Below are 25,708 nucleotides of genomic sequence, written 5' to 3'. Positions count from 1 at the left end.
GCGCCCGTTCGCGGCGTCTCAAACCGGCGTGAACGTCAATCCGACGCGCGCTGGATCTTGCCGGTAGTAGCGCGCGAGCAGTCGGTACAGTTCCGGATACTCCGCCTCGAACGCTTGGGGCTTGACGAACAGCGCCTCGCTGCACACGGCAAAAAATTCCGACGGATGGTCCGCCGCATACGGATCGACCAGCGACTCGCGTTCGAAACGCGCCCAGCGTCGCTCGGGCACCGCGTCGACTTTCGCACAGAAGTGATCGTATGCATGGTCGAACACATCGGCCCATGCCTGCGCATCGAGCGGCGCGTGCCAGCGGCGCATCAGCGGCGGGTGGCCATCCGCTTCGCCGTTGAGCATGTCGATCTTGTGCGCGAACTCGTGGATCACGACGTTGTATGCGTCGCTGCCATCGGTCATCTGCGCGTCTTCCCACGACAGCACCACCGGGCCGCCTTCCCACGCCTCGCCGCTGGCGTCGTGTTCGATCTCGTGCACGACGCCATCTTCGTCCTCAACGGTCTTGCGGATCACGAACTCGCCCGGATAGACGATCACGCCGACCCAGCCACGATACAGATCGAGGCTCAGGTTCAGCACCGGCAGGCACGCCTGCGCGGCGATGCCGACCGTCATCGCATCGGTCAGCTCGAGCTCGTGCGCGGTCGAGAACTCCTTCTGCGCGAGGAAGAGACTCGTCATCTCGCGCAGCCGCGTGAGATCGGGCGTTTCCAGATGCGTGAGAAAGGGTAGGCCGGCGAGTGTCGCCAGCCACAAGGAATCGTCGATCGCATAGTCGCGCAGCGCGCGCTCGCGACGCCGTGTGCCCAGCCAGTTCGTGAGTTTCGACAGCATGCTTGGAGCCCACCTTCAGTCGATCTTTTTTTGCCTCGCGGCGAACAGGCCGCCGCATATCGCGACGCCGATCAGAAAATAGAAACCGTCGAGCGACGCGAGCAAACTGGCCTGCTGCGCAATCGACCGGCTGATCGAGGCGATCGTGTTCTGGTAGACCGGATTGTACGGATTCACGGACTCCGCGAGGCGACTTTGATGCAGCGCGAGCCGGTGCTGCTCGACGATGATCGCCGAGGCAGTCGCGAAGGAGATGGTCAACTGCCGGACGATGTTTTTCAGCCGGTAGCCGTGCGTGAACTCCTCGGTCCGGCGACATGCGCGTCATCCACCCGGCGGCGAACGCGGCCACCGCGAAGCCCGGCACGATGATCCACTTCTTGCGCAGCAGCAGCTTCGCAAAACGCAGATAGACGAACAGCGCGCTCGCCGAAATCAGCGATGTGGCGCCGACGTGCAGCCGGTGTTCTCGACCGGATAGCCGAGGCCCCTTCGAGAAACCGTGTGTACGTTCACGTTCATGTTGAGGCGGCGCATTGTCTCTGCGGATGATGGACGAAAAAAAACCGCTCGCAGTTTGCGAGCGGTTTTTCATGCATTGCAGTTGCCGACTAATACGGCCAGCACGAAGGTCGCGCGTTAGCTGCCGCCGCCACGACGCATCATGTCGAAGAACTCGGAATTGCTCTTCGTCTGACGGATCTTGTCGAGCAGGAATTCCATCGACTCGACTTCGTCCATGTCGTGAATGAACTTGCGCAGTACCCAGATTTTCTGCAGCGCTTCGGGCTTGATCAGCAGCTCTTCGCGGCGCGTGCCCGACTTGTTCAGGTTGATTGACGGATAGACGCGCTTCTCGGCGAGACGGCGCTCGAGGTGCACTTCCATGTTGCCGGTGCCCTTGAACTCTTCGTAGATCACATCGTCCATGCGGCTGCCGGTTTCGATCAGCGCCGTGCCGATGATGGTGAGCGATCCGCCTTCCTCGATGTTGCGCGCCGCGCCGAAGAACCGCTTCGGGCGCTGCAGCGCGTTCGCGTCGACACCGCCCGTCAGCACCTTGCCCGAGGCCGGTACCACCGTGTTGTAAGCGCGCGCGAGACGCGTGATCGAGTCGAGCAGAATCACGACGTCGTTCTTCATTTCGACGAGGCGCTTGGCCTTCTCGATCACCATTTCGGCGACCTGCACGTGACGCGCAGCGGGTTCGTCGAACGTGGAGGCGATCACTTCGCCGGCCACCGAACGCTGCATTTCCGTCACTTCCTCCGGGCGCTCGTCGATCAGCAGCACGAACAGCACGACGTCGGGATGGTTCTGCTTGATCGCGTGCGCGATGTGCTGAAGCATCACGGTCTTGCCCGACTTCGGCGACGCGACGAGCAGGCCGCGTTGGCCCTTGCCGATCGGCGCGATCATGTCGATGATGCGGCCGGTCACGTTCTCTTCGCCACGCATTTCACGTTCGAGCAGCAGCACCTTGTTCGGGTGCAGCGGCGTCAGGTTTTCGAACATGATCTTGTGCTTGGAGGCCTCCGGCGGCTGGCCGTTGACCTTGTCCACCTTTACCAGCGCGAAATAGCGCTCGCCGTCTTTCGGCGTGCGCACTTCGCCTTCGATCGTGTCGCCAGTATGCAGATTGAAGCGGCGGATTTGCGACGGGCTGATGTAGATGTCATCCGTGCTGGCGAGGTAGGAGGTTTCCGGCGAACGCAGGAAGCCGAAACCGTCCGGCAGCACTTCGAGGGTGCCGTCGCCGAAGATCGTGTCGCCCGCTTTGGCTCGTTTTTTTAGAATGGCGAACATCAATTCCTGCTTGCGCAGGCGGTTCGCGCTTTCGATCTCGAGGCCATTGGCCATCTCGATCAATTGGGACACGTGCAGAGTCTTAAGCTCGGATAAATGCATACGGAGAACCCGCAGGAGAAGGTGCGACGAAATGAAATCTGGGAGGAGGGTGAGCGGAACCGCTCAAAGACTTACACGTCTTTTCGACGTTTTGTGGATTCTAGCATAGCACACGCCAATTTAAGCCAGTGCGGCGGCGTGGCATCTTTGTTGCAAAGCGTGTTGCCGGCTGACAACACGCTTTGCTTGACCGGCGTGCGCGGCGGTTTGCTCCACTGATGCGCCCGATTCTCGAACTGACTGCGGCGCGCGATGGACCCGCGAACGCCGCGGCGTACTGCTGCTTTACAGGTTGCCGTCGAGGAACGCGGTGAGTTGCGACTTCGACAGAGCGCCGACCTTCTGAGCGGCAACGGCGCCGTTCTTGAACAGGATCAGTGTGGGGATGCCGCGCACGCCAAACTTGACCGGCGTGGACTGATGCTCGTCGACATTGATCTTAGCGACTTGCAGGCGATCGGCGTAATCCTTCGCGACTTCGTCGAGGATCGGCGCGATCATCTTGCACGGACCGCACCATTCGGCCCAGAAATCGAGCAGCACGGGTTTATCGGATTTCACGACGTCCTGTTCGAACGATGCGTCGCTAATATGCTTGATTTGTTCGCTCATTTATGAATACCTCTGTCGGTTCGAGGCCCGCCTGAATTGCTCGCCACGATACGTCAAAACCGGGAAAATTTCCTTTCGCTCTGCCGCATCCAGAGCCTTGCCGCGCCTGCCTGTGAAAATCAGAAAAACGGTCTGAAAAAACGCCGGATCTTCACGGAATGCGCAGAAAGAGTCGCGTATGCGGGTCTTTCAACTGGCAGTGTAGCTTAATTCGCTATGCGTTGCCGATGGTGATAGTACTCATCAGGACAGTGGGGCTAATAGGCCGCCGCCGTAGTGTTGGCCGGTTTCTGCGGCTCACGGATACCGCATTGCAATCTAAATGGTGGCGCGCGCGGCGAACTCAAGTGCCGCGCGTGGCGGGCGTCGCCGCGGTGGCTGGCAGGGCGTCGGGCGGCGTGCAGGAAGCGGGCGCAAACAGCGCGAAGCCGTTCAAAGCGAAGCGTCGTTCGCGTTTTGCTCGCGTCAACAGTCGCACAATGCGCGCGGCAATGATAGAATCTTTCGTGACGGGCCTCCTCGCATGGAGGGATGGTCAATCTGGTCAGGTCGGGAACGAAGCAGCCACAGCCGTTTTCCACCAGTGCCGAGGGTCGGGCTCGTCACCTTTCCTTGCTTTTTTCTCCGCAGCCGTTTTCACGGCTTGTCCGCAGTTTCTCCACAGTCATTCCCAGCTTTTGTATTGATCGTTCGCCGTGTTCCGATGGAGCGTCGTCGTGGCCGTTTCGCGCGTCTTCCCGAATCGGTTTTGCGCGCCATTGTTACTGATACAATTTCCGGATGACCTATCAAGTTCTCGCACGCAAATGGCGGCCGAAGGATTTCGCTTCGCTCGTCGGACAGGAGCACGTGGTGCGCGCGCTCACCCATGCGCTCGACGGCGGCCGTCTGCACCATGCCTATTTGTTTACAGGTACGCGCGGCGTCGGCAAGACCACGCTGTCGCGCATCTTCGCGAAGGCGCTCAATTGCGAGACCGGCGTGACATCGACGCCTTGCGGCGTATGCCGTGCGTGTCGCGAGATCGACGAAGGGCGCTTTGTCGATTACGTCGAAATGGACGCGGCGAGTAATCGTGGCGTCGATGAAATGGCCGCGCTGCTCGAGCGCGCAGTGTACGCGCCCGTCGATGCGCGCTTCAAGGTCTACATGATCGACGAAGTGCACATGCTGACGAACCACGCGTTCAACGCGATGCTGAAGACGCTCGAAGAGCCGCCGCCACATGTCAAGTTCATCCTCGCGACCACCGACCCGCAAAAGATTCCGGTCACCGTGCTGTCGCGCTGTCTGCAGTTCAATCTGAAGCAGATGCCGGCAGGCCATATCGTGTCGCATCTCGAACGCATTCTCGGCGAAGAGAACGTGCCTCACGAGGCGCAGGCGTTGCGCCTGCTCGCGCGCGCGGCCGACGGTTCGATGCGCGACGCGCTATCGCTGACCGATCAGGCGATCGCCTATTCGGCGAACCAGGTCAGTGAAGACGCGGTGCGCGGCATGCTCGGCGCGCTCGATCAAAGCTATCTGACCCGTCTGCTCGACGCGCTCGCGCAGGGCGACGGCGCGGCGGTGCTGGCGGTCGCCGACGAGATGGCCTTGCGCAGCCTGTCGTTCTCGACGGCGCTGCAAGATCTGGCGAGCCTGCTGCATCGGATCGCGTGGACGCAGTTCGCGCCTTCGTCGGTGCTCGACGAATGGCCGGAGGCGGCCGACTTGCGCCGTTTCGCCGACGCGTTGAGCGCCGAGCAGGTGCAACTGTTCTATCAGATCGCGACGATCGGCCGAAGCGAATTGGGCCTCGCGCCCGACGAATACGCGGGCTTCACGATGACGCTGCTGCGCATGCTCGCGTTCGAGCCGGCGCCGACAGGCGGCGGTGGCGGAGCGGCGGGAGCCGCTGGCACGCAGAACGGTGCGAGCGCCGCCGCCGGTACGAAGCGCTCTGGTGCACCGACGGTTGCCGCGCTGCGCGCGCTGTCACCTTCGTCCGCGACGGCCATGGCAGCTGCTGCGCACGTTCGCGGACCCCAGGTAGGCGTTGCCGGCGAGAAGCTGGGCGACGCGATGAAATCGATCGGGGCGACTGCAAAGCCGATCGCGAAGCCCGCAGCCGACTCCGCGCAGTCTGAAGCAGCACCGCAATCGCCCAATGCCGAAGTCGCCCGCGTGACAGACGCGCCTGCCACTACGGCGCCCCCGCTGGCGCCGTGGGAAGACGCGCCAGCGAATGCCGTCGCCACGATTGCCAGCTCGACCGCGCCGGTCTCGAACGAAGTTTCCGACATCGCACCTTCGTCCGCACCGAGCGCGCTTGCAACCGCCGCGCCTGGTCGCGCGGAAGAGGCCACGTCACCGGAACCGGAAGCGCGGCCGGAATTGGCGGCGCCCGCTTCAGCGGCGGCACCGGCGGCCGCAGCCGACTCAGCGCCGCGTCGCGCGGGCGGCGCCAGCGCCGCGCTCGACGTGCTGCGCAACGCCGGCATGAAAGTATCGTCCGACCGTGGCCGCGCTAACACGGACGTGTCCGCGAAGCCGGCCGCACCGAAACCCGCCGCGCCGCGTGTGGTCGTGCCGGTGCCGACGCCCGGTGCGCCACGCCGCGTGACGCACGAGACCGCCGCGCAGGCGGCGCCCGCTCGCGACGCAAACAGCGGCGCGAGCAGCAATGCGCAGCAGGACAGCCCGTCGATCCCACCATGGGACGACATGCCGCCCGACGACTACATGCCGTTGTCGGCCGCTGACGACGCGTACTTCATTCCGCCAGACGACAACTTCGTGCCGGTATTCGACCGCGGCCCCGACGACGTCCGCATGGACGGCCCGGCCGCGCACGCCGCCGCGCCGGCGCCGGTCGCCGATGCGCGCCCGCTGCCGCCTGCCGTGTCGCTCGATCCGCTAGGTTTCACCGGCGACTGGCCGGCGCTCGCCGTCGATCTGCCGCTGAAGGGCATCTCGCATCAGCTTGCGTTCAACAGCGAACTGATGGCGCTCGACGGCAGCACGCTGAAGCTCAATGTGCCGGTGCCGCAATACGCAGAAGCGTCGCAGGTCGCTAAACTGAAGGCAGCGCTCGTAGAGCGGCTCGGCCAGAACGTCGACGTGCAGGTCGAAGTCGGCCCGGCGCGCCGTACCGCCGCCGCGCACGACGCGAAGCTGCGCGCGCAGCGCCAGCAGGAAGCCGAGCGCGAGATCAGCGCCGATCCGTTTGTGCAGTCGCTGATTCGCGAGTTCGGCGCGAGCATCGTGCCGGGCTCGGTCCGCCCGATTACCCCGGACGCCGCCTCGAACGGCGCGTCGCCGGCCCACTGATCCATCGTTCGCGGCGTCGTCGCAGCGCGGCGCCGGAATGCCAGATTTCACGCTATCTAGAAGGAGCACGTCCATGATGAAAGGCCAACTCGCCGGGCTGATGAAGCAAGCCCAGCAGATGCAGGAAAACATGAAGAAGATGCAGGAGCAACTCGCGCTGATCGAAGTCGAGGGGCAGTCGGGTGCCGGTCTCGTCAAGGTGACGATGACCTGCAAGAACGACGTGCGCCGCGTGTCGATCGACCCGAGCCTGCTCGCCGACGACAAGGACATGCTGGAAGATCTCGTCGCCGCCGCGTTCAACGACGCCGTGCGCAAGGCCGAGGCGACCGCGCAGGAAAAGATGGGCGGCATGACTGCCGGCCTGCCGCTGCCGCCGGGTTTCAAGCTGCCGTTCTGAACCTGTTCCGATTGAGAAAGGGCTGAAGCGGGTGAGCGCCGCGGCGGTTCATTGCCGCGGTGCGAACGCAGACGCTCGCCGCCGCGCGCCGCGTGCAGGCTGGAAACATCGAACCTGCAGCCGCGCGTGAAAGCGTCGTCACGGCGTGAAAGCGCGGCCCGGTTCGAGCAACACCCCCGCATCCCGATTCGCCCACCCGGGCACCACCCACGTCGACGCCGATCCGCATGAAACAACCTTCCGCCCTGTCGGCGCTCGTCGAAGCGCTGCGCGCGCTGCCCGGTGTCGGGCCGAAGTCCGCGCAGCGCATGGCGTATCACCTGATGCAGCACGATCGCGAGGGCGCCGAAAAGCTCGGGCGCTCGCTGTTGTTCGCGACCGAGCATCTGCGTCACTGCGAAAAGTGCAACACGTTTACCGAAGCGCAGATCTGCGAGGTCTGCCTCGATGAGGAGCGCGATCCGTCGCTGCTGTGCGTCGTCGAAACGCCGGCCGACCAGATCATGCTCGAACAGACGATGACCTATCGCGGCCTCTATTTCGTTCTGATGGGGCGGTTGAGTCCGCTCGACGGCATCGGCCCGAAGGAAATCCATTTCGACCGGCTCGTGAAGCGCGCGTCGGATGGCGTCGTCAAGGAAGTCGTGCTGGCCACCAATTTCACCAACGAGGGCGAGGCCACCGCGCATTACCTCGGACAGACGCTGAAGGCGCGCGGCCTTGCCGTGACGCGTCTCGCGCGCGGCGTGCCGGTGGGTGGCGAACTCGAGTATGTCGACGCGGGCACGATCGCGCGCGCGATGCTCGACCGTCGTTCGATGTAGCCAGGCGGCTTTCGTTGGCCGCCGCCATATCCGTCCAGGCATGCATCGTCGCAAGTCGTTGCAAACCAGAGAGACTGGGTACACAACGATGCAGAACCAAGGAGACTCATGAGCGCCACCCCCGAATCAGGCGCGAGCGCCGCACCGCATGACGCGTGCGGTCCGCTCGCCGGCGTCAAGGTGCTGGAACTCGGCACGCTGATCGCCGGGCCGTTCGCCGCGCGTTTTCTCGGCGAATTCGGCGCCGACGTCATCAAGATCGAAGACCCCAAAGGCGGCGACCCGCTGCGCAAATGGCGCAAGCTGTACCCGGAAGTCGGCGGTACGTCGCTGTGGTGGGCCGTGCAGGCGCGCAACAAGAAGTCCGTCACGGTCAACCTGAAAGCCGAAGAGGGCAAGGAGATCGTGCGGCGACTCGCGAAAGAGGCCGATATCGTCGTCGAGAATTTCCGGCCCGGTCTGCTCGAAAAGCTCGGGCTCGGCTACGACGTGCTGTCCGCCGACAACCCCGGCCTCGTGATGGTGCGTCTGTCGGGCTACGGCCAGACGGGCCCGTATCGCGACCGGCCCGGCTTCGGCGCGATCGCCGAGTCGATGGGCGGTCTGCGCCATATCACCGGCTATCCGGATCTGCCGCCGCCGCGCATCGGCATTTCGATCGGCGATTCGATCGCCGCGCTGCACGGTGTGATCGGCGCGCTGATGGCGCTGCATCACAAGCAGGTGAACGGCGGCAAGGGGCAGGTCGTCGACGTCGCGCTGTACGAGGCCGTCTTCAACATGATGGAAAGCGTGGTGCCCGAATACGGCGTCTACGGAATGGTGCGCGAGCGTACCGGCGCGTCTCTGCCGGGCATCGTGCCGTCGAATACGTATCCGTGCCGCGACGGCAGCATCGTGATCGGCGGCAATAGCGATCCGATCTTCAGGCGCCTGATGATCGCGATCGAACGCGACGATCTCGCCAACGATCCAGCGCTCGCGCACAACGATGGCCGCGTGCCGCGCACGCAGGAAATCGACGCCGCGATCGGCGCGTGGCTGTCCACGCGCACGATCGACGAAGCGCTCGCGGTGCTGAACGCGGCCGACGTGCCGGTGGGCCGCATCTACAGCGTCGCCGACATGTTCACCGATCCGCAGTTCATCGCGCGGCAGATGATCCAGCGGTTCAAGTGGCAGGACGGCAAGGACATCACGCTGCCCACGATTACGCCGAAGCTGTCGGCGACGCCTGGTGAGACGCGCTGGCTGGGGCCAGAACTGGGTGAACATACCGATGAAGTCCTGCAATCGCTAGGTTATGATGCTGACGGCATCGCGCGGTTGCGGGTGCAACAGATCGTTTGAGGCGCACAGCGCAACGCATAGAGAAAGGCGCGTAAAGCGCGGCGCTGACGCACGATTCGCGCCGCGCGACCGGCAGCCCCACACCGTGCCCAAGCGCTTGCGCAACGCGCACCCGGGCGGTCAAAAAGCCGGACTACAAAAAATCTGGAGACAACGGACCATGCAACGCAGAACCTTCCTCGCCGGCGGTGCGGCGCTCGCGGGCGCCTCGCTCGCGGCCACGCCGTTCGCTTTCGCACAGGGCAAGCCCGAGACCACCAAGGTCGCCATCGCGGTCGGCGGCAAGAACCTGTTCTACTACCTGCCGCTGACGATCGCCGAGCGCCGCAACTACTTCAAGGACGAGGGGCTCGAAGTCGAGATTTCCGACTTCGCGGGTGGCTCGCAGGCGTTGAAGGCGGCAGTCGGCGGAAGCGCCGACGTGGTCTCCGGCGCGTTCGAACACACGCTGCTGTTGCAGGCGCAAAAACAGATGTTCCGCGAATTCGTGCTGCAGGGCCGCGCGCCGCAGATCGTGCTCGCGGTGTCGAAGAAGACGATGCCGAACTACAAGTCGATCGCCGATCTGAAGGGCAAGAAGATCGGCGTGACCGCGCCGGGTTCGTCGACGTCGATCATGGCGAGCTTCGTCCTCGCGAAAGCGGGGCTCAGTCCGAAGGACGTCGCGTTCATCGGCGTGGGCGCCGGTGCCGGCGCGATCGCCGCGCTGCAGTCCGGACAGATCGACGCGATCGCAAATCTCGATCCGGTCGTCACGCGCCTCGAGCGCGCCGGCGACGTGCGCGTCGTGTCGGATACCCGCACGCTCACCGATACGCACATCGTGTTCGGCGGCGACATGCCGGCGGGCTGCCTGTACGCCTCGCAGTCGTTCATCACGAAGAACCCGAACACCACGCAGGCGCTCACCAATGCGATGGTGCGCGCGCTCAAGTGGCTGCAGAACGCGAGCGGCAGCGAACTGATCAACGCGGTGCCGGAGAGCTATCTGCTTGGCGACCGCGCGCTCTATCTCGACGCGTGGCAGCACGTGCGCGAAGCGATGTCGCCCGACGGCCTGATGCCCGCCGACGGTCCCGCGACGTCGCTGAAGACGCTGAAAGCGTTCGATCCGGTGATCCAGAACGCGCAGATCGATCTGTCGAAGACGTGGACCAACGACTTCGTGAAGAAGGCGCTCGCGACCGTCAAGGCATGAACGACGCGGCGCGCGCACAGGCGCATCGAATGGGACGTGGACAGGGCGATTCGCCGCGTCCACACCCGTCGCCCCAGCGTCGCCGCGACAATTCCCCGCTAACCCGATTCCCGAAGCGAGCCGTACGATGACCGTTGCTGCCCTGGCGCTCGAAAACATCACCTGCACGTTCGCCGCGCGTGACAACCGCGCACAGCGCTACACAGCGGTCAAGGACACGACGCTGCGTATCGAGCCCGGCGAGTTCGTGTCGGTCGTCGGGCCGACTGGCTGCGGCAAGTCCACGCTGCTGAACATCGGCGCGGGGCTGCTCCAGCCGTCGACGGGCGGCGTCAGCGTGTTCGGCGAAAAGCTCAGCGGCCTGAATCGCCGTGCGGGCTATATGTTCCAGGCAGATGCGCTGATGCCGTGGCGCTCGGCGCTCGACAATGTGATGGCCGGCCTGTCGTTTCACCGCGTGCCGGCCTCGGAAGCGCGCGCGAATGCCGAAGAGTGGTTGAAGCGTGTCGGTCTGGGCGGCTTCGGCGACCGCTATCCGCATCAGCTGTCGGGCGGCATGCGCAAGCGCGTCGCGATGGCGCAGACGCTGATCCTCGACCCCGACATCATCCTCATGGACGAGCCGTTTTCCGCGCTGGATATTCAAACGCGGCAGCTGATGGAAAATGAGCTGCTCGATCTCTGGGCCGCGAAGCGCAAGGCCGTGCTGTTCATTACGCACGATCTCGACGAAGCGATCGCGATGTCGGATCGCGTGGTGGTACTGTCGGCCGGGCCTGCGACGCATCCGATCGGCGAGTTCCGGATCGATCTGCCGCGGCCGCGCGATGTCGCCGAAATCCGTTCGCATCCGCGCTTCGTCGAGTTGCATGCGCAGCTCTGGGGAGTGCTGCGCGACGAGGTGCTCAAGGGTTATCAGCAGCAACTGACCGCTGTTTGAATGTGCCGCGCATCCCCGCCTGCGCATCGAAAAGAAGACGTGTTCAATAATCGTCCAAGGCAAACCAAGTCATGTGGAAGACGTTGCGCCCGAGCCGGGCGAATCTGGTGATCTGGCAGTGGCTGCTGCTCGTGCTGTGCTTCGTGCTGTGGTACGTGTTGACGAGCCCGACGCTGATACCGCCGTTCTATTTCGACGATCCGAACAAGGCGGCGTTTTTCTTTGGCGAGCCGCAGAAAGTACTGCAGCGGATCTGGGAATGGTTCACGGGCGGCGAAATCTATCTGCATCTGTGGATCACGCTCGTCGAGACCGTGCTCGCGTTCGTCTTTGGCACCGCGATCGGGCTCGGCGTCGGCCTGTGGCTCGCGCTCGCGCCGACCGCGAGCGCACTGTTCGATCCGTACGTGAAGGCCGCGAACTCGATGCCGCGCGTGATTCTCGCGCCGATCTTCGGCGTGTGGTTCGGCCTCGGCATCTGGTCGAAGGTCGCACTCGGCGTCACGCTGGTGTTCTTCATCGTGTTCTTCAACGTCTACCAGGGCGTGAAGGAAGTGAGCCCGATCGTGCTCGCGAACGCGCGCATGCTCGGCGCGAACCGTAAGCAGCTGCTGCGTTTCGTCTATCTGCCGAGCGCGATGAGCTGGGTGTTTTCGAGCCTGCATACGTCGGTGGGGCTTGCGTTCGTCGGCTCGGTGGTGGGCGAGTATCTGGGCTCGGCGCGCGGCGTCGGCTATCTGATCCTGCAGGCGGAGGGCACCTTCGATATCAACACGGTGTTCGCGGGGATTCTGGTGTTGACCGCGTTCGCGCTGATTCTCGATGCGATCGTCGGGACCGCGGAGCGGCGTTTGATGAAGTGGCAGCCGCGCACCGGGGATACCGAGAAGCTGTGATCGTGGATCGCAAGCGGCGCGGCGGCCGAAATCGCGGTCGGCCGCCGCGCGGTTTTTGTTGCTCCTTTATTGGTTGTGCTACGGCGTGATGACCACCTTGCCGATCACGCGGCGCTCGGCCATGTCGCGCAACGCGCGGCCGGTGTCGTCGAGCGAGTAGCGGGTGGACACGTAGGGCTTGAGCTTGCCTTCACGAATCCAGCCGGTCATCTGCTCGAATGCCGCGCGATTGCGCTGGGGCTCACGCTTCGCGAAGTCGCCCCAGAACACGCCGATCACGCTTGCGCCCTTGAGCAACATCAGGTTCAGCGGCAGCCTTGGAATCTCGCCATTCGCAAAGCCGACCACCAGATAGCGCCCCCTCCAGCCGATGCTGCGAAACGCCGGCTCCGCATACACGCCGCCGACCGGGTCGTAGATCACGTCCGGACCTTTGCCGTCGGTGAGCGCCTTGATGCGCTCGCGCAGATCCTCGGTGTTGTAGTTGATCGTCGCGTCCGCGCCGTGCTTCACGCAGGTCGCGAGCTTTTCGTCGCTCGATGCCGCCGCGATCACGCGCGCGCCGAGCGCCTTGCCGATTTCGACCGCCGCCAGCCCGACCCCGCCGGCCGCGCCGAGCACGAGCATCGTCTCGCCCGGCTGCAGCGCGCCGCGATCGACCACCGCGTGATGCGAGGTGCCATACGCGAGCGTGAACGCGGCCGCGAGTTCGAACGACACGTCATCGTCGAGCGGCACGCAGGCCGCGGCGGGCGCAAGCGCCTGCTCGGCAAAACCGCCGGAGCCGGTGAACGCGGCCACGCGCGAACCAGGCTTGAACTGCGTGACGCCTTCGCCCACCGCGCGCACGATGCCCGCGGCTTCCGAACCGGGCGTGAACGGCAGCGGCGGCTTGAACTGGTATTTGTTCTCGATGATGAGCACGTCGGGAAAATTGACGGCCGCGGCCTTCACGTCGATCACGACGTGGCCAGGCGGCGCTTCGAGATCCGCGAGGTTGTCGACGACCAGGCTCTCGGGCGGCCCGTACTGCTTGCAGCGAATCGCGCGCATCGTGTCTCCGTATCGTTCAGGGTTTGTACTGTTTTCCGAGTGTAAAACAAAGCGCACGACCGTGCGATTTGTTGCGCTGCGGGTTACGACGTGCAGCGCGCTTTTGATGCGTCGCGCGCAAGCCGTATTGCATTGCACAGCGCGAAGCACGCACAGGTTGCCGATTCATCGACGGGCGCGCACGGCCGCGCATTCAGTGCGAAGCAGCATCTTTGCGTTCGATACAAGCATCTGCGCACCTGGAACATACGGGCTCGCACGAGGCTTGTGCACACCACGCAGACACGCCGTCCATGTCGTTCGCGTGCCATCTTTCCTCGGTTACAATCGGCGCATGCGAATCCTACTCAGCAACGACGACGGTTATCTGGCGCCGGGCCTCGCCGCGCTTTACGAAGCGCTGAAGCCGATCGCCAACATCACCGTGATGGCTCCCGAACAGAACTGCAGCGCCGCGTCGAATTCCCTGACGCTGTGGCGGCCGCTGTCGGTCCTGCGTTCGGCGAACGGTTTCTACTACGTGAACGGCACGCCGACCGACTCGGTGCACATCGCACTGACCGGCATGCTCGACCATACACCGGACCTCGTCGTGTCGGGTATCAACAACGGCCAGAACATGGGCGACGACACGCTGTATTCCGGCACCGTCGCAGCCGCCACCGAAGGCATCATGTTCGGGGTGCCGGCCATCGCGTTCTCGCTCGTCGACAAAGACTGGGCGCATCTCGAAGACGCGGCCCGCGTTGCCGCCGAAATCGTCGAGCATTATCTCGCGCGGCCGTTGCCGGGACATCCGCTGCTGAACGTCAATATTCCTAACCTGCCGTATGACGAACTGCGCGGCTGGCAGATCACGCGACTCGGCAAACGTCATCCGTCGCAGCCGGTGATCCGCCAGACCGATCCGCGCGGCGAACCGATCTATTGGATCGGCGCCTCGGGCCAGGCGCGCGACGCGAGCGAAGGCACGGACTTCCATGCGGTGGCCAACGGCGCCGTGTCGATCACGCCGCTGCAGCTCGATCTGACCTACACGCAAATGCTGCCCGCGGCGCGCGACTGGCTGCGCGCCGGGAGCGGCAGTTCATGACCGGCGAGCGCGCGAAGCGCTTTCCGCTAGGGCTCGAGGACCTGGTGCGCGAACCGCGCCGGCCCGAGGGACGTCCAGGCGAGATGCGCGCGGCGGCGCTCGCGGCGAGCGCGGCGTTGAACGCACGGCAGCAGCCGGCGAAGCCGACGCAGGGCGGTGCGGCCGCACGGGCGCAAGCGAGGACCTCAGTTGCTGCGCAATCCACGCCGGCGACGCGACCCCAGGTGATTCCCCAGGCGAAGACGCAAAGCGCTTCGTTGGGTACGTCGACGGCGGCGACCGGTGCGATGCCGCCAAAGCCGCAGGCCGCTCCTATCGCAAAGACAACAGCGAACGCGTTCGCCGGTGCATTGGCGGGACAGCCTGTCAAGCAAGCACCGAAGTCGTCGGTCAAGCCAGGCAAAACCTCGACGCATGCGTCTGGCCACAGCGCGCGCGCGACACCATCGCCACTTCAGTCGCAACTGCAGCAAAGCGCGAAACCCGCGCTGAACGCCGCGTTGGGCGGCGCATTCGGCGGCGCATTCGGCGGCGCGAGCAGCGGCGCGATGAACAACGCCTTGGCGCTGACCTCGGAACGGGTTCGCGAACGCATGGTCGAACGCCTGCGAGCCAATGGCGTCAGCGATCAGCGTGTGCTGAACGCGATGGCGGCGGTGCCGCGCCACATGTTCGTCGATCCGGGTCTTGCGGCCCAGGCGTACGAAGATGCCGCGCTGCCGATCGGTCATCACCAGACTATCTCGAAGCCGTCGGTGGTTGCGCGAATGATCGAACTCGCGGCGGCCGGGCGCGCGCTGAACACCGTGCTCGAAATCGGCACCGGTTGCGGCTATCAGGCGGCGGTGCTGAGCCAGGTCGCACGCGAGGTTTATTCGATCGAGCGCATCAAGCCGCTGTCCGAGCGCGCGAAGACGAATCTGCGTCCGCTGCGCATTCCGAATATCCGGCTGCATTACGGCGACGGGCGGCTCGGTTTGCCGTCGGCGGCGCCGTTCGACGCGATCGTGATCGCGGCTGCCGGGCTCGACGTTCCGCAGGCGTTGATCGAGCAGCTCGCGATCGGCGGACGTCTGGTTGCGCCGGTCGGCTCACAGGAAGGACAGAGTCAGGTGCTGACGCTGGTCGAGCGCCTCGGCCCCGCGCAGTGGCGCGAGTCGCGGCTTGATCGCGTTTTCTTTGTACCCTTAAAATCCGGAGTGATTTGACACCGATGAGTATGTTGCGCGCGATGCAGAGAACCACCCCGAATACCCCCTTGACCGTAACCCAGCGCAGCGTGTGCGTGCTCGCCTTGTCCCTGTTGATGACGGCCTGTGCATCCCGGCTCGACCAGGCGCCCGTCGTCGACCGCTCCGGCGGCGGCACGCTCGCCACCGCGCAGGGCGCGGCGCAACCGGCGGTGCCGCTCGGCCCGCCGCCGCCCGGCTACTATCGCGTGAAGCCGGGCGATACGCTGTACCGCATTGCGCTCGAAAACGGCCAGAATTACCGCGACATCTCGACGTGGAACAACCTGACCAACCCGAATCAGATCGAAGTCGACCAGCTGCTGCGCGTCGTGCCGCCGGGCGCGAATACCGCGGCCATGACGCCGGGCGTGTCGACCGCGCCGATCGGCAGCACGGGCGCGGTGCAAAGCGCACCGCTCAACAACAACGCGCCGGCCGCGGTCGGCGCCGCGATGCCGCCGCTCTACGGCGGCGCGACGACCGGTACGCCCGCGAATGGTGCGGTAGCTGCGCCTCCGGCCAATCCCTCTGCGGCGAGCGCCGACATCGGCAGCGCAGCGGCGGGCAACGTAGCATTTGCATGGCCGGTGCGCGGTCCGCTGCTCAACACGTTCAACGACTCGACCAACAAGGGCGTCAATATCGGCGGCTCCGCGGGCGAGCCGGTTAAAGCGTCAGCCGATGGTCGCGTCGTCTATGCCGGAAATGGGCTGCGTGGTTACGGCAATCTCATTATCATCAAGCATGATGCAACTTATCTCACCGCGTATGCACACAACCGCGCTTTGATGGTAAAAGAGGGGGAAGCGGTTACGAAAGGGCAGAAGATCGCAGAGATGGGCAATAGCGATTCCGACCGTGTGATGTTGCATTTCGAAGTTCGCCGACAGGGTAAACCAGTCGACCCACTGAAGTATTTGCCGCCGCAATAAGCGATACGACCATGCCGAAATCGAAGCGCCGCCCGCCGCAAGCCGAGTCTGAGACGATCAGCGAAGTCACGTCTGCCGCAGTGGACGAAAGCGGCGCTTCGGAAGTGGAAGAAGAGGTCGCGGAGGAGCGCGATCTCGACGAACGCCAGAGCGGCCTCGACGACAGCGAGAGCGCTGACGCGCGCGAAACCACCGGCGAGGCGCCGCCCGACGCCGACGATTTCCGCGCACTGCTGCAGGCCGAACTCACGGCCGACACGATCCAGCATTATCTGAATCGCATCAGCGTGAAGCCGTTGCTCACCGTCGAGGAAGAGCAGAAATATTCGCGCCTTGCCAAGGCCGGCGAGTTCGAAGCGCGGCAGGTGATGATCGAGCGCAATCTGCGGCTGGTCGTCAGCATTGCCAAGGGTTATCTGAATCGCGGCGTGCCGCTGCTCGATCTGATCGAGGAGGGCAACCTCGGCCTCATGCACGCAATCGAAAAATTCGATCCGACGCGCGGCTTCCGTTTCTCGACCTACGCGACGTGGTGGATCCGCCAGAGCATCGAGCGCGCGATCATGAACCAGGCGCGTACGGTGCGATTGCCCGTGCATGTGATTCGTGAGCTCAACCAGGTGTTGCGCGCGAAGCGCCATCTGGAAAAGAACTCGATGAATTCGGGGGAGGCGGCCGAGCGCCGCGACGCGAGCATCGACGACATCGCTTATCTGACCGGCAAGACCACCGACGAAGTCACCGACATCCTCGCGCTGAACGAGCACACCGCATCGCTCGATGCGCCGCTCGATCTCGATCCGGCGAGCAGCCTGCTCGATCTGCTGTCGGACGACCAGAGCCAGTCGCCAGACGCCGAAGTGCAGCATCGCGAGCTCGAAACACTGACACGCGCATGGCTCGCGCGTTTGTCGGACAAGCACCGCCATGTGATCGAGCGGCGCTTCGGTCTGAATCACATCGAGCCCGCCACGCTCGAGGAGCTGGCCGACGAAATGGGCCTCACGCGCGAGCGTGTGCGCCAGATCCAACAGGAAGCGCTGGTGCGACTGAAGCGCTTCTTCGCCTCAAACGGTGTCCGAAAAGACGCCGTTCTCTGACCTGATGACACCGATTCTTGTTTTCGACATCGAGACGATTCCCGATGTCGCCGGCATCCGCCGGCTTGAAGATTTGCCTGCGTCGATGAGCGACGCCGACGTCGCCGGGCACGCGTTCGCCGCACGCCGCGAAAAAACTGGCAGCGATTTTCTGCCGCATCACCTCCAGCGGGTCGCGGCAATTTCCTGCGTGTTCCGTGACAACAACGGTTTTCGCGTGCGCTCGCTCGGTACGCCCGATGACAGCGAGGCGACGCTCGTGCAGTCGTTCTATCGCGTGATCGAAAAGTACACGCCGCAACTCGTGTCGTGGAACGGCGGCGGTTTCGATCTGCCGGTGCTCAACTACCGCGCGCTCGTCAACGGCATCCCCGCCTACCGGTTCTGGGATCTCGGCGAGGACGACCGCGACTTCAAGTGGAACAACTACATCAGCCGCTACCACGCGCGACACACCGATCTGATGGACGTGCTCGCGATGTACCAGGCGCGCGCGAACGCGCCGCTCGACGCGCTCGCGAAGATGTGCGGCTTTCCGGGCAAGATGGGCATGGACGGCAGTCAGGTGTGGCAGGCGTTCCAGCAAGGGCGCATCGAGGAAATCCGCAATTACTGCGAGACCGACGTCGTCAATACGTACCTGCTGTATTGCCGCTTCCAACTGATGCGCGGTGGCTTTTCGCCGTCGGAGTATGCTGACGAGATCAACCTCGTGAAGAACGCGCTCGCGCTGGAAAGCGCGCCGCAGTGGGCCGAGTATCTGGCGGCGTTCGAGCAGTAAGCGCACGCGAGCAGAGCCTCCGCCGGGGAGCCGCAATCCGGGCCGCGATCCGCGTGTGGTCCGCACCGCATCGCAGGCAGGTCCGGCGCTTCGTCTACAATCTCGCCTTTCCCCCATTGTTTGTCAGGAAGTCCGCAGGTGTCCCGAACTGCCCCCCAACGTCGCTCGCCGCGGCGCTCATCGAAGCATGCCAGAGCGCACGCCCCGGCGCCGGCGCCCGTCATTACCGGCAACGAACCGCTCATCGAAATCGTTTCGCTCGATATGGAAGCGCGCGGCGTAGGCCGCACCACGAGCGAAGACGGCACGCCAGGCAAGGTCGTGTTCGTCGAAGGTGCGCTGCCGGGTGAACTCGTCAGTTATTCGACGCATCGCAGCAAGCCGAAATTCGAGCAGGCCGAAGTCGTCCAGGTATTCCGCGAAAGCGTGATCCGCACGACGCCGAAATGCGCGTACTTCAATATCTGCGGCGGCTGCTCGATGCAGCATCTCGACATGCGCGCGCAGGTGGCGGTCAAGCAGCGCGTGCTCGAGGACAACCTGCAGCATCTGGCGAAGCTGCGCCCCGAAACGGTGTTCCGGCCGATTGACGGACCGTCCTGGGGTTATCGCTATCGTGCGCGGCTCGCGGTGCGCTACCTGCCGGAGCGCGGCGGCATGCGCATCGGCTTTCACGAGAAAAAGAGCAGCTATATCGCCGACATGAAGACCTGCGAGGTGCTGCCGCCGCATGTATCGGCGATGCTGATGCCGCTGCGTTTCATGGTCCGCAAGCTGTCTATCTACGACCGCATGCCGCAGCTCGAGCTCGCGGTCGGCTCGTCGGTCACGGCGCTCGTCGTGCGCAACCTCGAACCGCTGACGGCCGGGGACGAGCAGGTGCTGCGCGAGTTCGCGGACGAGCACAAGGTGCAGTTCTGGATCCAGCCGGGCGGTCCCGACACGGTCACGCCGCTTTATCCTCTCGACGTGCAGCTCGACTACACGCTGCCCGAATACGGCATCCGTATGCCGTTCAAGCCAACTGATTTCACCCAGGTCAATCACGCGATCAACCGCGTGCTGGTGAGCCGCGCGCTGCGCCTGCTGGCGCCGGCACGCACCGACCGCGTGCTCGACCTGTTCTGCGGGATCGGCAACTTCACGTTGCCGCTCGCGCGAATCTCGCGGGAAGTGGTCGGCATCGAGGGTAGCGAAGTGCTGACCCAGCGCGCGCTCGCGAATGCGGAGCTGAATGGTGTCGCCGGGCACACGTCGTTCGCGTGCCGCAACCTGTTCGAGGTCACCGCCGACGACTTGCGCGCGCTCGGCCAGTTCGACAAGTTCCTCGTCGATCCGCCGCGCGAAGGCGCGCTCGCGATCGCGAAGGCGCTCGCGGAGATTGCGCAGAGCGGCAACGGGCCGCTGCCGAAGCGCATCGTCTATGTGTCGTGCGCGCCGGCCACGCTCGCGCGCGATGCCGGGCTGCTCGTGCATGAGGCCGGTTATCGGCTGGTGGGCGCGGGCGTCGTCAATATGTTCCCGCATACGTCGCACGTGGAATCGATTGCGCTGTTCGAGCGCGATTGAGTCTCGCGGCGCGCATAAACGAAAACGCCACGACCGAGGTCGTGGCGTTTTCGTTTTCAGACGAAGGTCAGTGTGCCGTCGGCGCGTGAGGCGTCAGAACTGCCACCACGACTTCGCCGTGCCGGGCCGCGCGCGGCCGGTCACGTACGGGCTGTCGGGGAAGGTGCCGGCCAGCACGCGACGAGTGTCGTCGGCGAGTTGCTGGTTGTTCAGCTTCTCGTACGACAGGATCATGATGTGCAGCGCGTCTTCGATGGCCGGCGTGTTCTTGTACTCGCGCAATGCGAGCTGCGCACGATTGATCGCGGCGACATAGGCGCCGCGGCGATAGTAGTAGTCCGCGGCGTGGACTTCGTGCGATGCGAGCGCATTCACGATGTAGCGCATGCGCTGGGCGGCGTCCGGCGCATACTTGCTGTTCGGGAAGCGGTCCACCACGACCTTGAACGCGTCATACGACTCGCGCAGCGACTTCGGATCGCGCTCGCTCATATCCTGGCCCGAGAAGCGGCCGAACAGACCGAGGTCGTCGTTGAAGTGGATCATGCCCTTCAGGTAATACGCGTAGGCGATGTCCGGATGATCCGGGTGCAGCTGGATGAAGCGGTCGATGGCCTGGTCGGCGGCGGCGTTTTCGTTGTCTTTCCAGTTGCAGTACGCGACGTTGATCTGCGCCTGCTGGGCGAAGTGGCCGAACGGGTCGCGGCCCTCGAGCAGCTCGAAATACTTCGCGCACTTGCCCCAGTCGCCACCGGTCAGGGCGTCGTTCGCCTCCGTATATAATTTGTTGTTGTTCCACGCTGCCGTTTCGTCGGTCTTCTCCGGCAGGCCGTGGCAAGCCGCAACAGCGACGACGGCCGCGGCGCACGCAATGTATCCGGCCACTTTCCGGGCCGCCTTCTTGATGGCCGCCAAATTGATCGACGCTTCAGTGATGGTGTTCAAGGCTCGCATTTTCCAGTCTAGCTTTACGTCCAGGTGACCCAGATTCAATGACCCGCTCAAATACTCCAGGCGCCGCAGGCGCCGGGAATAGCAACGAAGATTATAGCGTAAGCGCCGACCCGGCCGACGCGTTGGGCGCCGATTCCGTCGACGACGATTTCTCCGGCGACGCGCTCGCCGCAAGCAGCCCGCAAGGCTCTGCGGCCACGGCGGCACCCGTGCCCGTGCGCGCGGCCGACGAAGCGCCGCGCAGCGTCGTGGTACCCGACGAACTGGCGGGCGAGCGCCTCGACAAGGTGCTGGCCAAAGTATTCCCGGAGTTCTCGCGCAGCCGTCTGCAAAGCTGGATCGAGGCGCAGCGGGTGCGCGTCGACGGCAAGGCGGCGAAGATCCGCCAGCCGGTGCCGCTTGGCGCGACGATCGAACTCGTGCCCGATCTGCTGCCCGAACAGCTCGCCTTCACGCCCGAGCCGGTGCCGCTCGACATCGTCTACGAGGACGACACGCTCGTCGTCATCAACAAGCCGGCCGGCATGGTCGTGCATCCGGCGGCTGGCAACTGGAGCGGCACCGTGCTGAACGGGCTGCTCTACCGCTACGGCGAGTCCGCGGCGGGTCTGCCGCGCGCGGGCGTCGTGCATCGGCTCGACAAGGAGACCTCGGGGCTGATGGTGGTCGCGCGCACGCTCGAGGCGCAGACCGACCTCGTGCGCCAGTTGCAGGCTCGCACGGTCAAGCGCCGCTACCTCGCGCTCGTGTGGGGCAACCTGCCCGACGAAGGCACGATCGACGCGCCGATCGGCCGCGATCCGCGCGAGCGCACGCGCATGGCCGTGGTGACGGGCGCGGCCGGCAAGCCGGCGCGCACGCATTTCCGGCGCGTGTCCTCGGCGATCTGGCAGCGGCAGCCGGTCACGGCGATTCATTGCGATCTGGAGACGGGGCGCACGCATCAGATTCGCGTGCATTGCGCGCACATCGGTCATCCGTTGCTCGGCGATCCCGTGTACGGACGCGCGCGCGGCAAGCGCTCGGTCACGCCGCTGCCAGACGGCTTCGCGCGCCAGGCGCTGCACGCGTGGCGGCTCGGCCTGATTCATCCGAAGACCGGCCGCTCGATGCAGTGGCGCGCCGACGTGCCGGCCGACATCGAGGCGTTGTCGGCCGCGCTCGGTCTGGGTCGCGACGACGCGGGCGAGTTCGACGATGCGTATGGCGAGGATGAGGACTACGATGCGTCGTTCGACGACGGCGCGTACGATGAACACAGCGACCACGACGAGGACGATCACGCATGAGCACCAATCTGCCGGAGCTGGCTTTTGCCGACGTCGTGCAACCCGCATGGAACGTGTCGCCGCGCGTGCGCGCGCTCGTGACCACCCGCGACGGCGGCGTCAGCGACGCGCCGTTCGGCCGCTGGCGCGACGGCGCCGCCCAGCCCGGCGGGCTGAATATGGGCATGAAGACCGGCGACGATCCCGCCGCGGTCGCGGGCAATCGCGCACGGCTCGTCGCGCTTACCGGTGTTCGCGAGGCCGCGTGGCTCGAGCAGATCCATGGCGCCGGCGTCGTCCGCGCCGAGGATGCGATTGCGCACGCGCGCGAGCATGGTGCGCCGGCGCGCGCCGACGCGAGCGTCACCGATCGCGCGGGCATCGCGTGCGTCGTCATGGTCGCCGATTGCATGCCGGTGCTGTTGTGCGACGAAGCGGGGCGCGCGGTCGGCGCCGCGCATGCCGGGTGGCGCGGACTCGCGGCGGGCGTCGTTGAGCAGACCGCCGCGCGGGTCGCGGCGCTGGCGGATGTGCGCGCGAGCGAGCTGCATGCGTACCTCGGACCGTCGATCGGGCCCACAGCATTCGAAGTCGGCGCAGACGTGCGTGACGCCTTCATGACCGTTGCCGACGATGCACAACTCGACGCGACCGCGAAGGCGTTCGTCGCGCATCCCGGGAATGCCGGCAAATATCTCGCCGATCTGCCGGCGCTGGCGCGCCTGCGCCTGCAGCGGCTCGGCCTTACGCGCATCAGCGGCGGCGATCTGTGCACGGTCACGTTGCGCGAGCGTTTTTATTCGTATCGCCGTGATCGCGAGACCGGACGCATGGCCGCGTTGATCTGGATCGACGAGCAGGCGCAATCAATTGCCGATTAATTCGGAATGGTGCGCGGGCGCATCTTGTCATACTTTTAAAATCGAACGGTTGTTTTATTTCGCGTGAATGCGCATCGGTTCGTTAATCGCGAATCCCACTGCCGGCCCGTCGCTGAGGGCCCGTTGGCCGGCCTTCATACGCATCTTTTGTTGCGCTGCCGGAAGGCCCGCCGATAGCGCGAATCGCCCGCCGGCTGTGTGGGCGATCGAACGAATAAATATGCTTAAATGCCATGCGCCGTAGGAGTTTTTTTGATTTACCCGGCAAGCATCATTTGATTCGTTAACGCGCGATTTGCCATACAGGGAAAACGATAATTAAAAAACTATCGCACTGCGGCAAAATCGGGAACAAGCATTGACATGCCTTGTGATGGGGAGCAAGAATGTTCCTCCCAAGCTCCTCGTCGTTCATGGGACAGGGCGTGACGAAGTCGCGAGCAATCGCCACGTGCGCACGGAGCTGCCTCTCAACCCGTCCGCAAGGACTTACCGGTCAAAAGCAGGTATGGCAGCATCTCATTCCCCAGCTTCCCCCAGCACCGACTCCTCGAAGGAGCAGACGCAGCAGGCCGGTACGAGCGGCGCATCGTCAGCCGCAGGCATGCAGCAATTTCTCGACGCCTGGATGAACGCCTGGCGTTCGTTCGGCGCGCAGCCCAATGGCCCGTCATTTCAGATGCCCACAATGCCGCAGATACCGGACTTCGCGCAGATAACGGCGGGCTTCCCGCAAATACCGGCGTTTCCCGGCATGCCCGACTTCAGCAAGCTGGCCGCCGGTGCGTTGCCGTCGTTGCCGGGGCTGAGCATTCCCACCGCCGCGATTCCGCCCGAGCGTTTGCAGAAGCTGCAGACCGACTATTCGCGCGAGGCGATGGAGCTGATCCAGCAGGCCACCACGTCGGCGATCAAGGCGCCCGAGCTCAAGGACCGGCGCTTTAGCGCGGACGCCTGGAGCGCGGCGCCGGCCTACGCGTTCACCGCCGCGTGGTATCTGCTGAACGCGCGCTATCTGCAGCAGCTGGTCGACGCGCTCGACACCCAGCCGAAAACCCGTGAGCGCATTCGCTTCGCGGTCCAGCAGTGGACCGCGGCGGCCTCGCCGAGCAACTTCTTCGCGCTGAATCCCGAAGCGCAGAAAACGCTGCTCGACAGCAAAGGCGAGAGCTTGCGCCAGGGCGTGATGAACCTGCTCGCCGACATGCAGCGCGGCAAGATTTCCCAAACCGACGAATCGCGTTTCGCGGTCGGCGAGAACCTCGCGAACACCGAAGGCTCGGTCGTGTTCGAGAACGATCTGCTGCAGCTGATCCAGTACAAGCCGCGCACGGCGACGGTGCGCGAGCGGCCGCTCCTGATCGTGCCGCCGTGCATCAACAAGTACTACATTCTCGACCTGCAGCCCGAAAACTCGCTCGTCGCGCACGGGCTTGATTCGGGCCATCAGGTGTTCCTGATTTCGTGGCGCAACGCGGATCAGTCCATTGCGCACAAGACCTGGGACGACTACATCGGCGAGGGTGTGCTCACCTCGATCGACACCGTGCGCAAGATCAGCGGCCGCGAGCAGATCAATACGCTCGGCTTTTGCGTCGGCGGCACGATGCTCGCCACCGCGCTCGCGGTGGCCGCGGCGCGCGGCGAACATCCGGCCGCGTCGATGACACTGCTCACCGCGATGCTCGACTTCTCCGACACGGGTGTGCTCGACGTGTTCGTCGACGAGGCGCACGTGCAGATGCGCGAGCAGAGCATCGGCGGCAAGAACGGCGCGCCGCCGGGACTGATGCGCGGCGTCGAGTTCGCGAACACGTTCTCGTTCCTGCGCCCGAACGACCTCGTCTGGAACTACGTCGTCGACAGTTACCTGAAGGGCCGCACGCCGGTACCGTTCGACCTGCTGTACTGGAACAGCGACTCGACCAGTCTGCCCGGGCCGATGTACGTCTGGTATCTGCGCAACACGTATCTCGAGAACAAGCTGCGCGAGCCCGGTGCGCTGACCACCTGCGGCGAGCCGATCGATCTGTCGAAGATCGACGTGCCGACCTTCATTTACGGATCACGCGAAGACCATATCGTGCCGTGGCAAACCGCGTATGCGTCGGCGCCTCTGCTCACCGGGCCGCTGAAGTTCGTGCTCGGCGCCTCGGGCCATATCGCCGGCGTGATCAATCCGCCCGCGAAGAAGAAGCGCAGCTTCTGGAAGCTCGATACCGACGCGAAGACGCTGCCCGAAAGCGCGGACGACTGGTTCGACGCGGCGACCGAAGTGCCCGGCAGCTGGTGGCCGGAATGGACCGACTGGCTCGATCAGTACGGCGGCAAGAAAGTGAAGGCGCGCGCCAATTTGGGCTCCGACGAATTCCCGGTCATTGAGCCGGCGCCGGGCCGCTACGTGCGGCAACGGGAGTAGGTTCACGCACAGGCTCGATGCGCTTACGACATTGCTGTCGACGTCGGCATAGTGCGCAGTCGGCCGGTGCATAGGTGTTTGGCAGGTGAATGAGCGTCTGGTTGATGAAGGCGTGAGAGCAACGCAAGTTGCAA

The 25,708-nt window shown here is 64.6% G+C and carries 21 protein-coding genes, 1 other RNA gene and 1 pseudogene; 17 read left to right on the top strand and 6 right to left on the bottom strand.

Annotated features, from left to right (window positions below; all coding sequences use genetic code 11):
• Positions 1–18: 18 nt before the first annotated feature.
• From OKW45_RS23480 to trxA, 4 genes and pseudogenes are all read right to left on the bottom strand, one after another.
• Positions 19–852, bottom strand: a complete 834-nt coding sequence (locus tag OKW45_RS23480) for a M90 family metallopeptidase (protein ID WP_429471436.1) — start codon at positions 850–852, stop codon at positions 19–21.
• A 15-nt stretch (positions 853–867) separates the two neighbouring features.
• Positions 868–1,155, bottom strand: a pseudogene (locus tag OKW45_RS23475) (MFS transporter); the annotation flags it as partial.
• A gap of 336 nt (positions 1,156–1,491) precedes the next feature.
• Entirely contained in the window at positions 1,492–2,760 is a 1,269-nt protein-coding gene (gene rho / locus OKW45_RS23470; protein ID WP_026225411.1) for a transcription termination factor Rho, read from the bottom strand.
• 285 nt (positions 2,761–3,045) lie between these two features.
• A complete protein-coding gene (gene trxA / locus OKW45_RS23465) occupies positions 3,046–3,372 on the bottom strand; it encodes a thioredoxin TrxA (protein ID WP_013089343.1) in 327 nt (108 codons plus the stop codon).
• Positions 3,373–3,880: 508 nt separating this feature from the next.
• On the opposite strand from trxA, the gene ffs reads away from it, so the two are divergent.
• The 8 genes from ffs (at position 3,881) to OKW45_RS23425 (ending at position 12,292) form a co-directional block, all read left to right on the top strand.
• An RNA gene (gene ffs, locus OKW45_RS23460) (signal recognition particle sRNA small type) lies at positions 3,881–3,979 on the top strand.
• 173 nt (positions 3,980–4,152) lie between these two features.
• Positions 4,153–6,684 (top strand): DNA polymerase III subunit gamma/tau, encoded by a 2,532-nt coding sequence (locus OKW45_RS23455; RefSeq protein ID WP_429471434.1) that lies wholly within the window; start codon positions 4,153–4,155, stop codon positions 6,682–6,684.
• A 73-nt stretch (positions 6,685–6,757) separates the two neighbouring features.
• Positions 6,758–7,084, top strand: coding sequence for a YbaB/EbfC family nucleoid-associated protein (locus OKW45_RS23450; protein ID WP_027197578.1), 327 nt, complete (start codon positions 6,758–6,760; stop codon positions 7,082–7,084).
• A gap of 227 nt (positions 7,085–7,311) precedes the next feature.
• Positions 7,312–7,908 (top strand): recombination mediator RecR, encoded by a 597-nt coding sequence (recR, locus tag OKW45_RS23445; RefSeq protein WP_018418135.1) that lies wholly within the window; start codon positions 7,312–7,314, stop codon positions 7,906–7,908.
• Between the two features lie 108 nt (positions 7,909–8,016).
• Positions 8,017–9,258 (top strand): CaiB/BaiF CoA transferase family protein, encoded by a 1,242-nt coding sequence (locus tag OKW45_RS23440; protein WP_429471432.1) that lies wholly within the window; start codon positions 8,017–8,019, stop codon positions 9,256–9,258.
• Positions 9,259–9,418: 160 nt separating this feature from the next.
• Positions 9,419–10,456: an ABC transporter substrate-binding protein gene (locus OKW45_RS23435; RefSeq protein ID WP_429471430.1), complete on the top strand. Its 1,038-nt coding sequence runs from the start codon at positions 9,419–9,421 to the stop codon at positions 10,454–10,456.
• A 127-nt stretch (positions 10,457–10,583) separates the two neighbouring features.
• A complete protein-coding gene (locus tag OKW45_RS23430) occupies positions 10,584–11,396 on the top strand; it encodes an ABC transporter ATP-binding protein (protein WP_429471428.1) in 813 nt (270 codons plus the stop codon).
• A gap of 71 nt (positions 11,397–11,467) precedes the next feature.
• Positions 11,468–12,292 (top strand): ABC transporter permease, encoded by an 825-nt coding sequence (locus OKW45_RS23425; protein ID WP_018418131.1) that lies wholly within the window; start codon positions 11,468–11,470, stop codon positions 12,290–12,292.
• Between the two features lie 78 nt (positions 12,293–12,370).
• Here the strand turns inward: OKW45_RS23425 and OKW45_RS23420 are convergent, their stop codons facing one another.
• A complete protein-coding gene (locus tag OKW45_RS23420; RefSeq protein WP_429471426.1) occupies positions 12,371–13,345 on the bottom strand; it encodes an NADPH:quinone oxidoreductase family protein in 975 nt (324 codons plus the stop codon).
• A gap of 334 nt (positions 13,346–13,679) precedes the next feature.
• On the opposite strand from OKW45_RS23420, the gene surE reads away from it, so the two are divergent.
• The 6 genes from surE to rlmD all read left to right on the top strand — a co-directional run bounded on the left by surE (position 13,680) and on the right by rlmD (position 20,052).
• Complete coding sequence (gene surE / locus OKW45_RS23415; protein ID WP_429471424.1) at positions 13,680–14,438, top strand: 5'/3'-nucleotidase SurE; 759 nt, start codon at positions 13,680–13,682, stop codon at positions 14,436–14,438.
• Positions 14,435–15,646, top strand: a complete 1,212-nt coding sequence (locus OKW45_RS23410) for a protein-L-isoaspartate(D-aspartate) O-methyltransferase (protein ID WP_429471422.1) — start codon at positions 14,435–14,437, stop codon at positions 15,644–15,646. The genes surE and OKW45_RS23410 overlap by 4 nt, the downstream gene beginning before the upstream one ends.
• 5 nt (positions 15,647–15,651) lie before the next feature.
• On the top strand, positions 15,652–16,602 hold the full coding sequence (locus OKW45_RS23405) for a peptidoglycan DD-metalloendopeptidase family protein (protein WP_429471420.1): 951 nt from the start codon (positions 15,652–15,654) through the stop codon (positions 16,600–16,602).
• 11 nt (positions 16,603–16,613) lie between these two features.
• Positions 16,614–17,702, top strand: coding sequence for an RNA polymerase sigma factor RpoS (gene rpoS / locus OKW45_RS23400; RefSeq protein ID WP_018418126.1), 1,089 nt, complete (start codon positions 16,614–16,616; stop codon positions 17,700–17,702).
• A gap of 4 nt (positions 17,703–17,706) precedes the next feature.
• Positions 17,707–18,483 (top strand): 3'-5' exonuclease, encoded by a 777-nt coding sequence (locus tag OKW45_RS23395; RefSeq protein WP_026225409.1) that lies wholly within the window; start codon positions 17,707–17,709, stop codon positions 18,481–18,483.
• A 138-nt stretch (positions 18,484–18,621) separates the two neighbouring features.
• Complete coding sequence (gene rlmD / locus OKW45_RS23390) at positions 18,622–20,052, top strand: 23S rRNA (uracil(1939)-C(5))-methyltransferase RlmD (protein ID WP_429471418.1); 1,431 nt, start codon at positions 18,622–18,624, stop codon at positions 20,050–20,052.
• Positions 20,053–20,145: 93 nt separating this feature from the next.
• On the opposite strand, the gene OKW45_RS23385 is transcribed toward rlmD, so the two are convergent.
• Entirely contained in the window at positions 20,146–21,006 is an 861-nt protein-coding gene (locus OKW45_RS23385; protein ID WP_429471416.1) for an outer membrane protein assembly factor BamD, read from the bottom strand.
• A gap of 38 nt (positions 21,007–21,044) precedes the next feature.
• On the opposite strand from OKW45_RS23385, the gene OKW45_RS23380 reads away from it, so the two are divergent.
• From OKW45_RS23380 to phaC, 3 genes are all read left to right on the top strand, one after another.
• Positions 21,045–22,295, top strand: coding sequence for an RluA family pseudouridine synthase (locus OKW45_RS23380; protein WP_429471414.1), 1,251 nt, complete (start codon positions 21,045–21,047; stop codon positions 22,293–22,295).
• Complete coding sequence (pgeF, locus tag OKW45_RS23375) at positions 22,292–23,155, top strand: peptidoglycan editing factor PgeF (RefSeq protein ID WP_429471412.1); 864 nt, start codon at positions 22,292–22,294, stop codon at positions 23,153–23,155. The genes OKW45_RS23380 and pgeF overlap by 4 nt, the downstream gene beginning before the upstream one ends.
• A gap of 604 nt (positions 23,156–23,759) precedes the next feature.
• Complete coding sequence (gene phaC / locus OKW45_RS23370) at positions 23,760–25,574, top strand: class I poly(R)-hydroxyalkanoic acid synthase (protein ID WP_018418118.1); 1,815 nt, start codon at positions 23,760–23,762, stop codon at positions 25,572–25,574.
• Positions 25,575–25,708: the final 134 nt, after the last annotated feature.

Source organism: Paraburkholderia lebeckiae (assembly GCF_050436225.1).
Lineage (GTDB): Bacteria > Pseudomonadota > Gammaproteobacteria > Burkholderiales > Burkholderiaceae > Paraburkholderia > Paraburkholderia tuberum.
The sequence above is the reverse complement of the archived record's forward strand: the minus strand, read 5'-3'. Positions and strand labels throughout refer to the sequence as shown.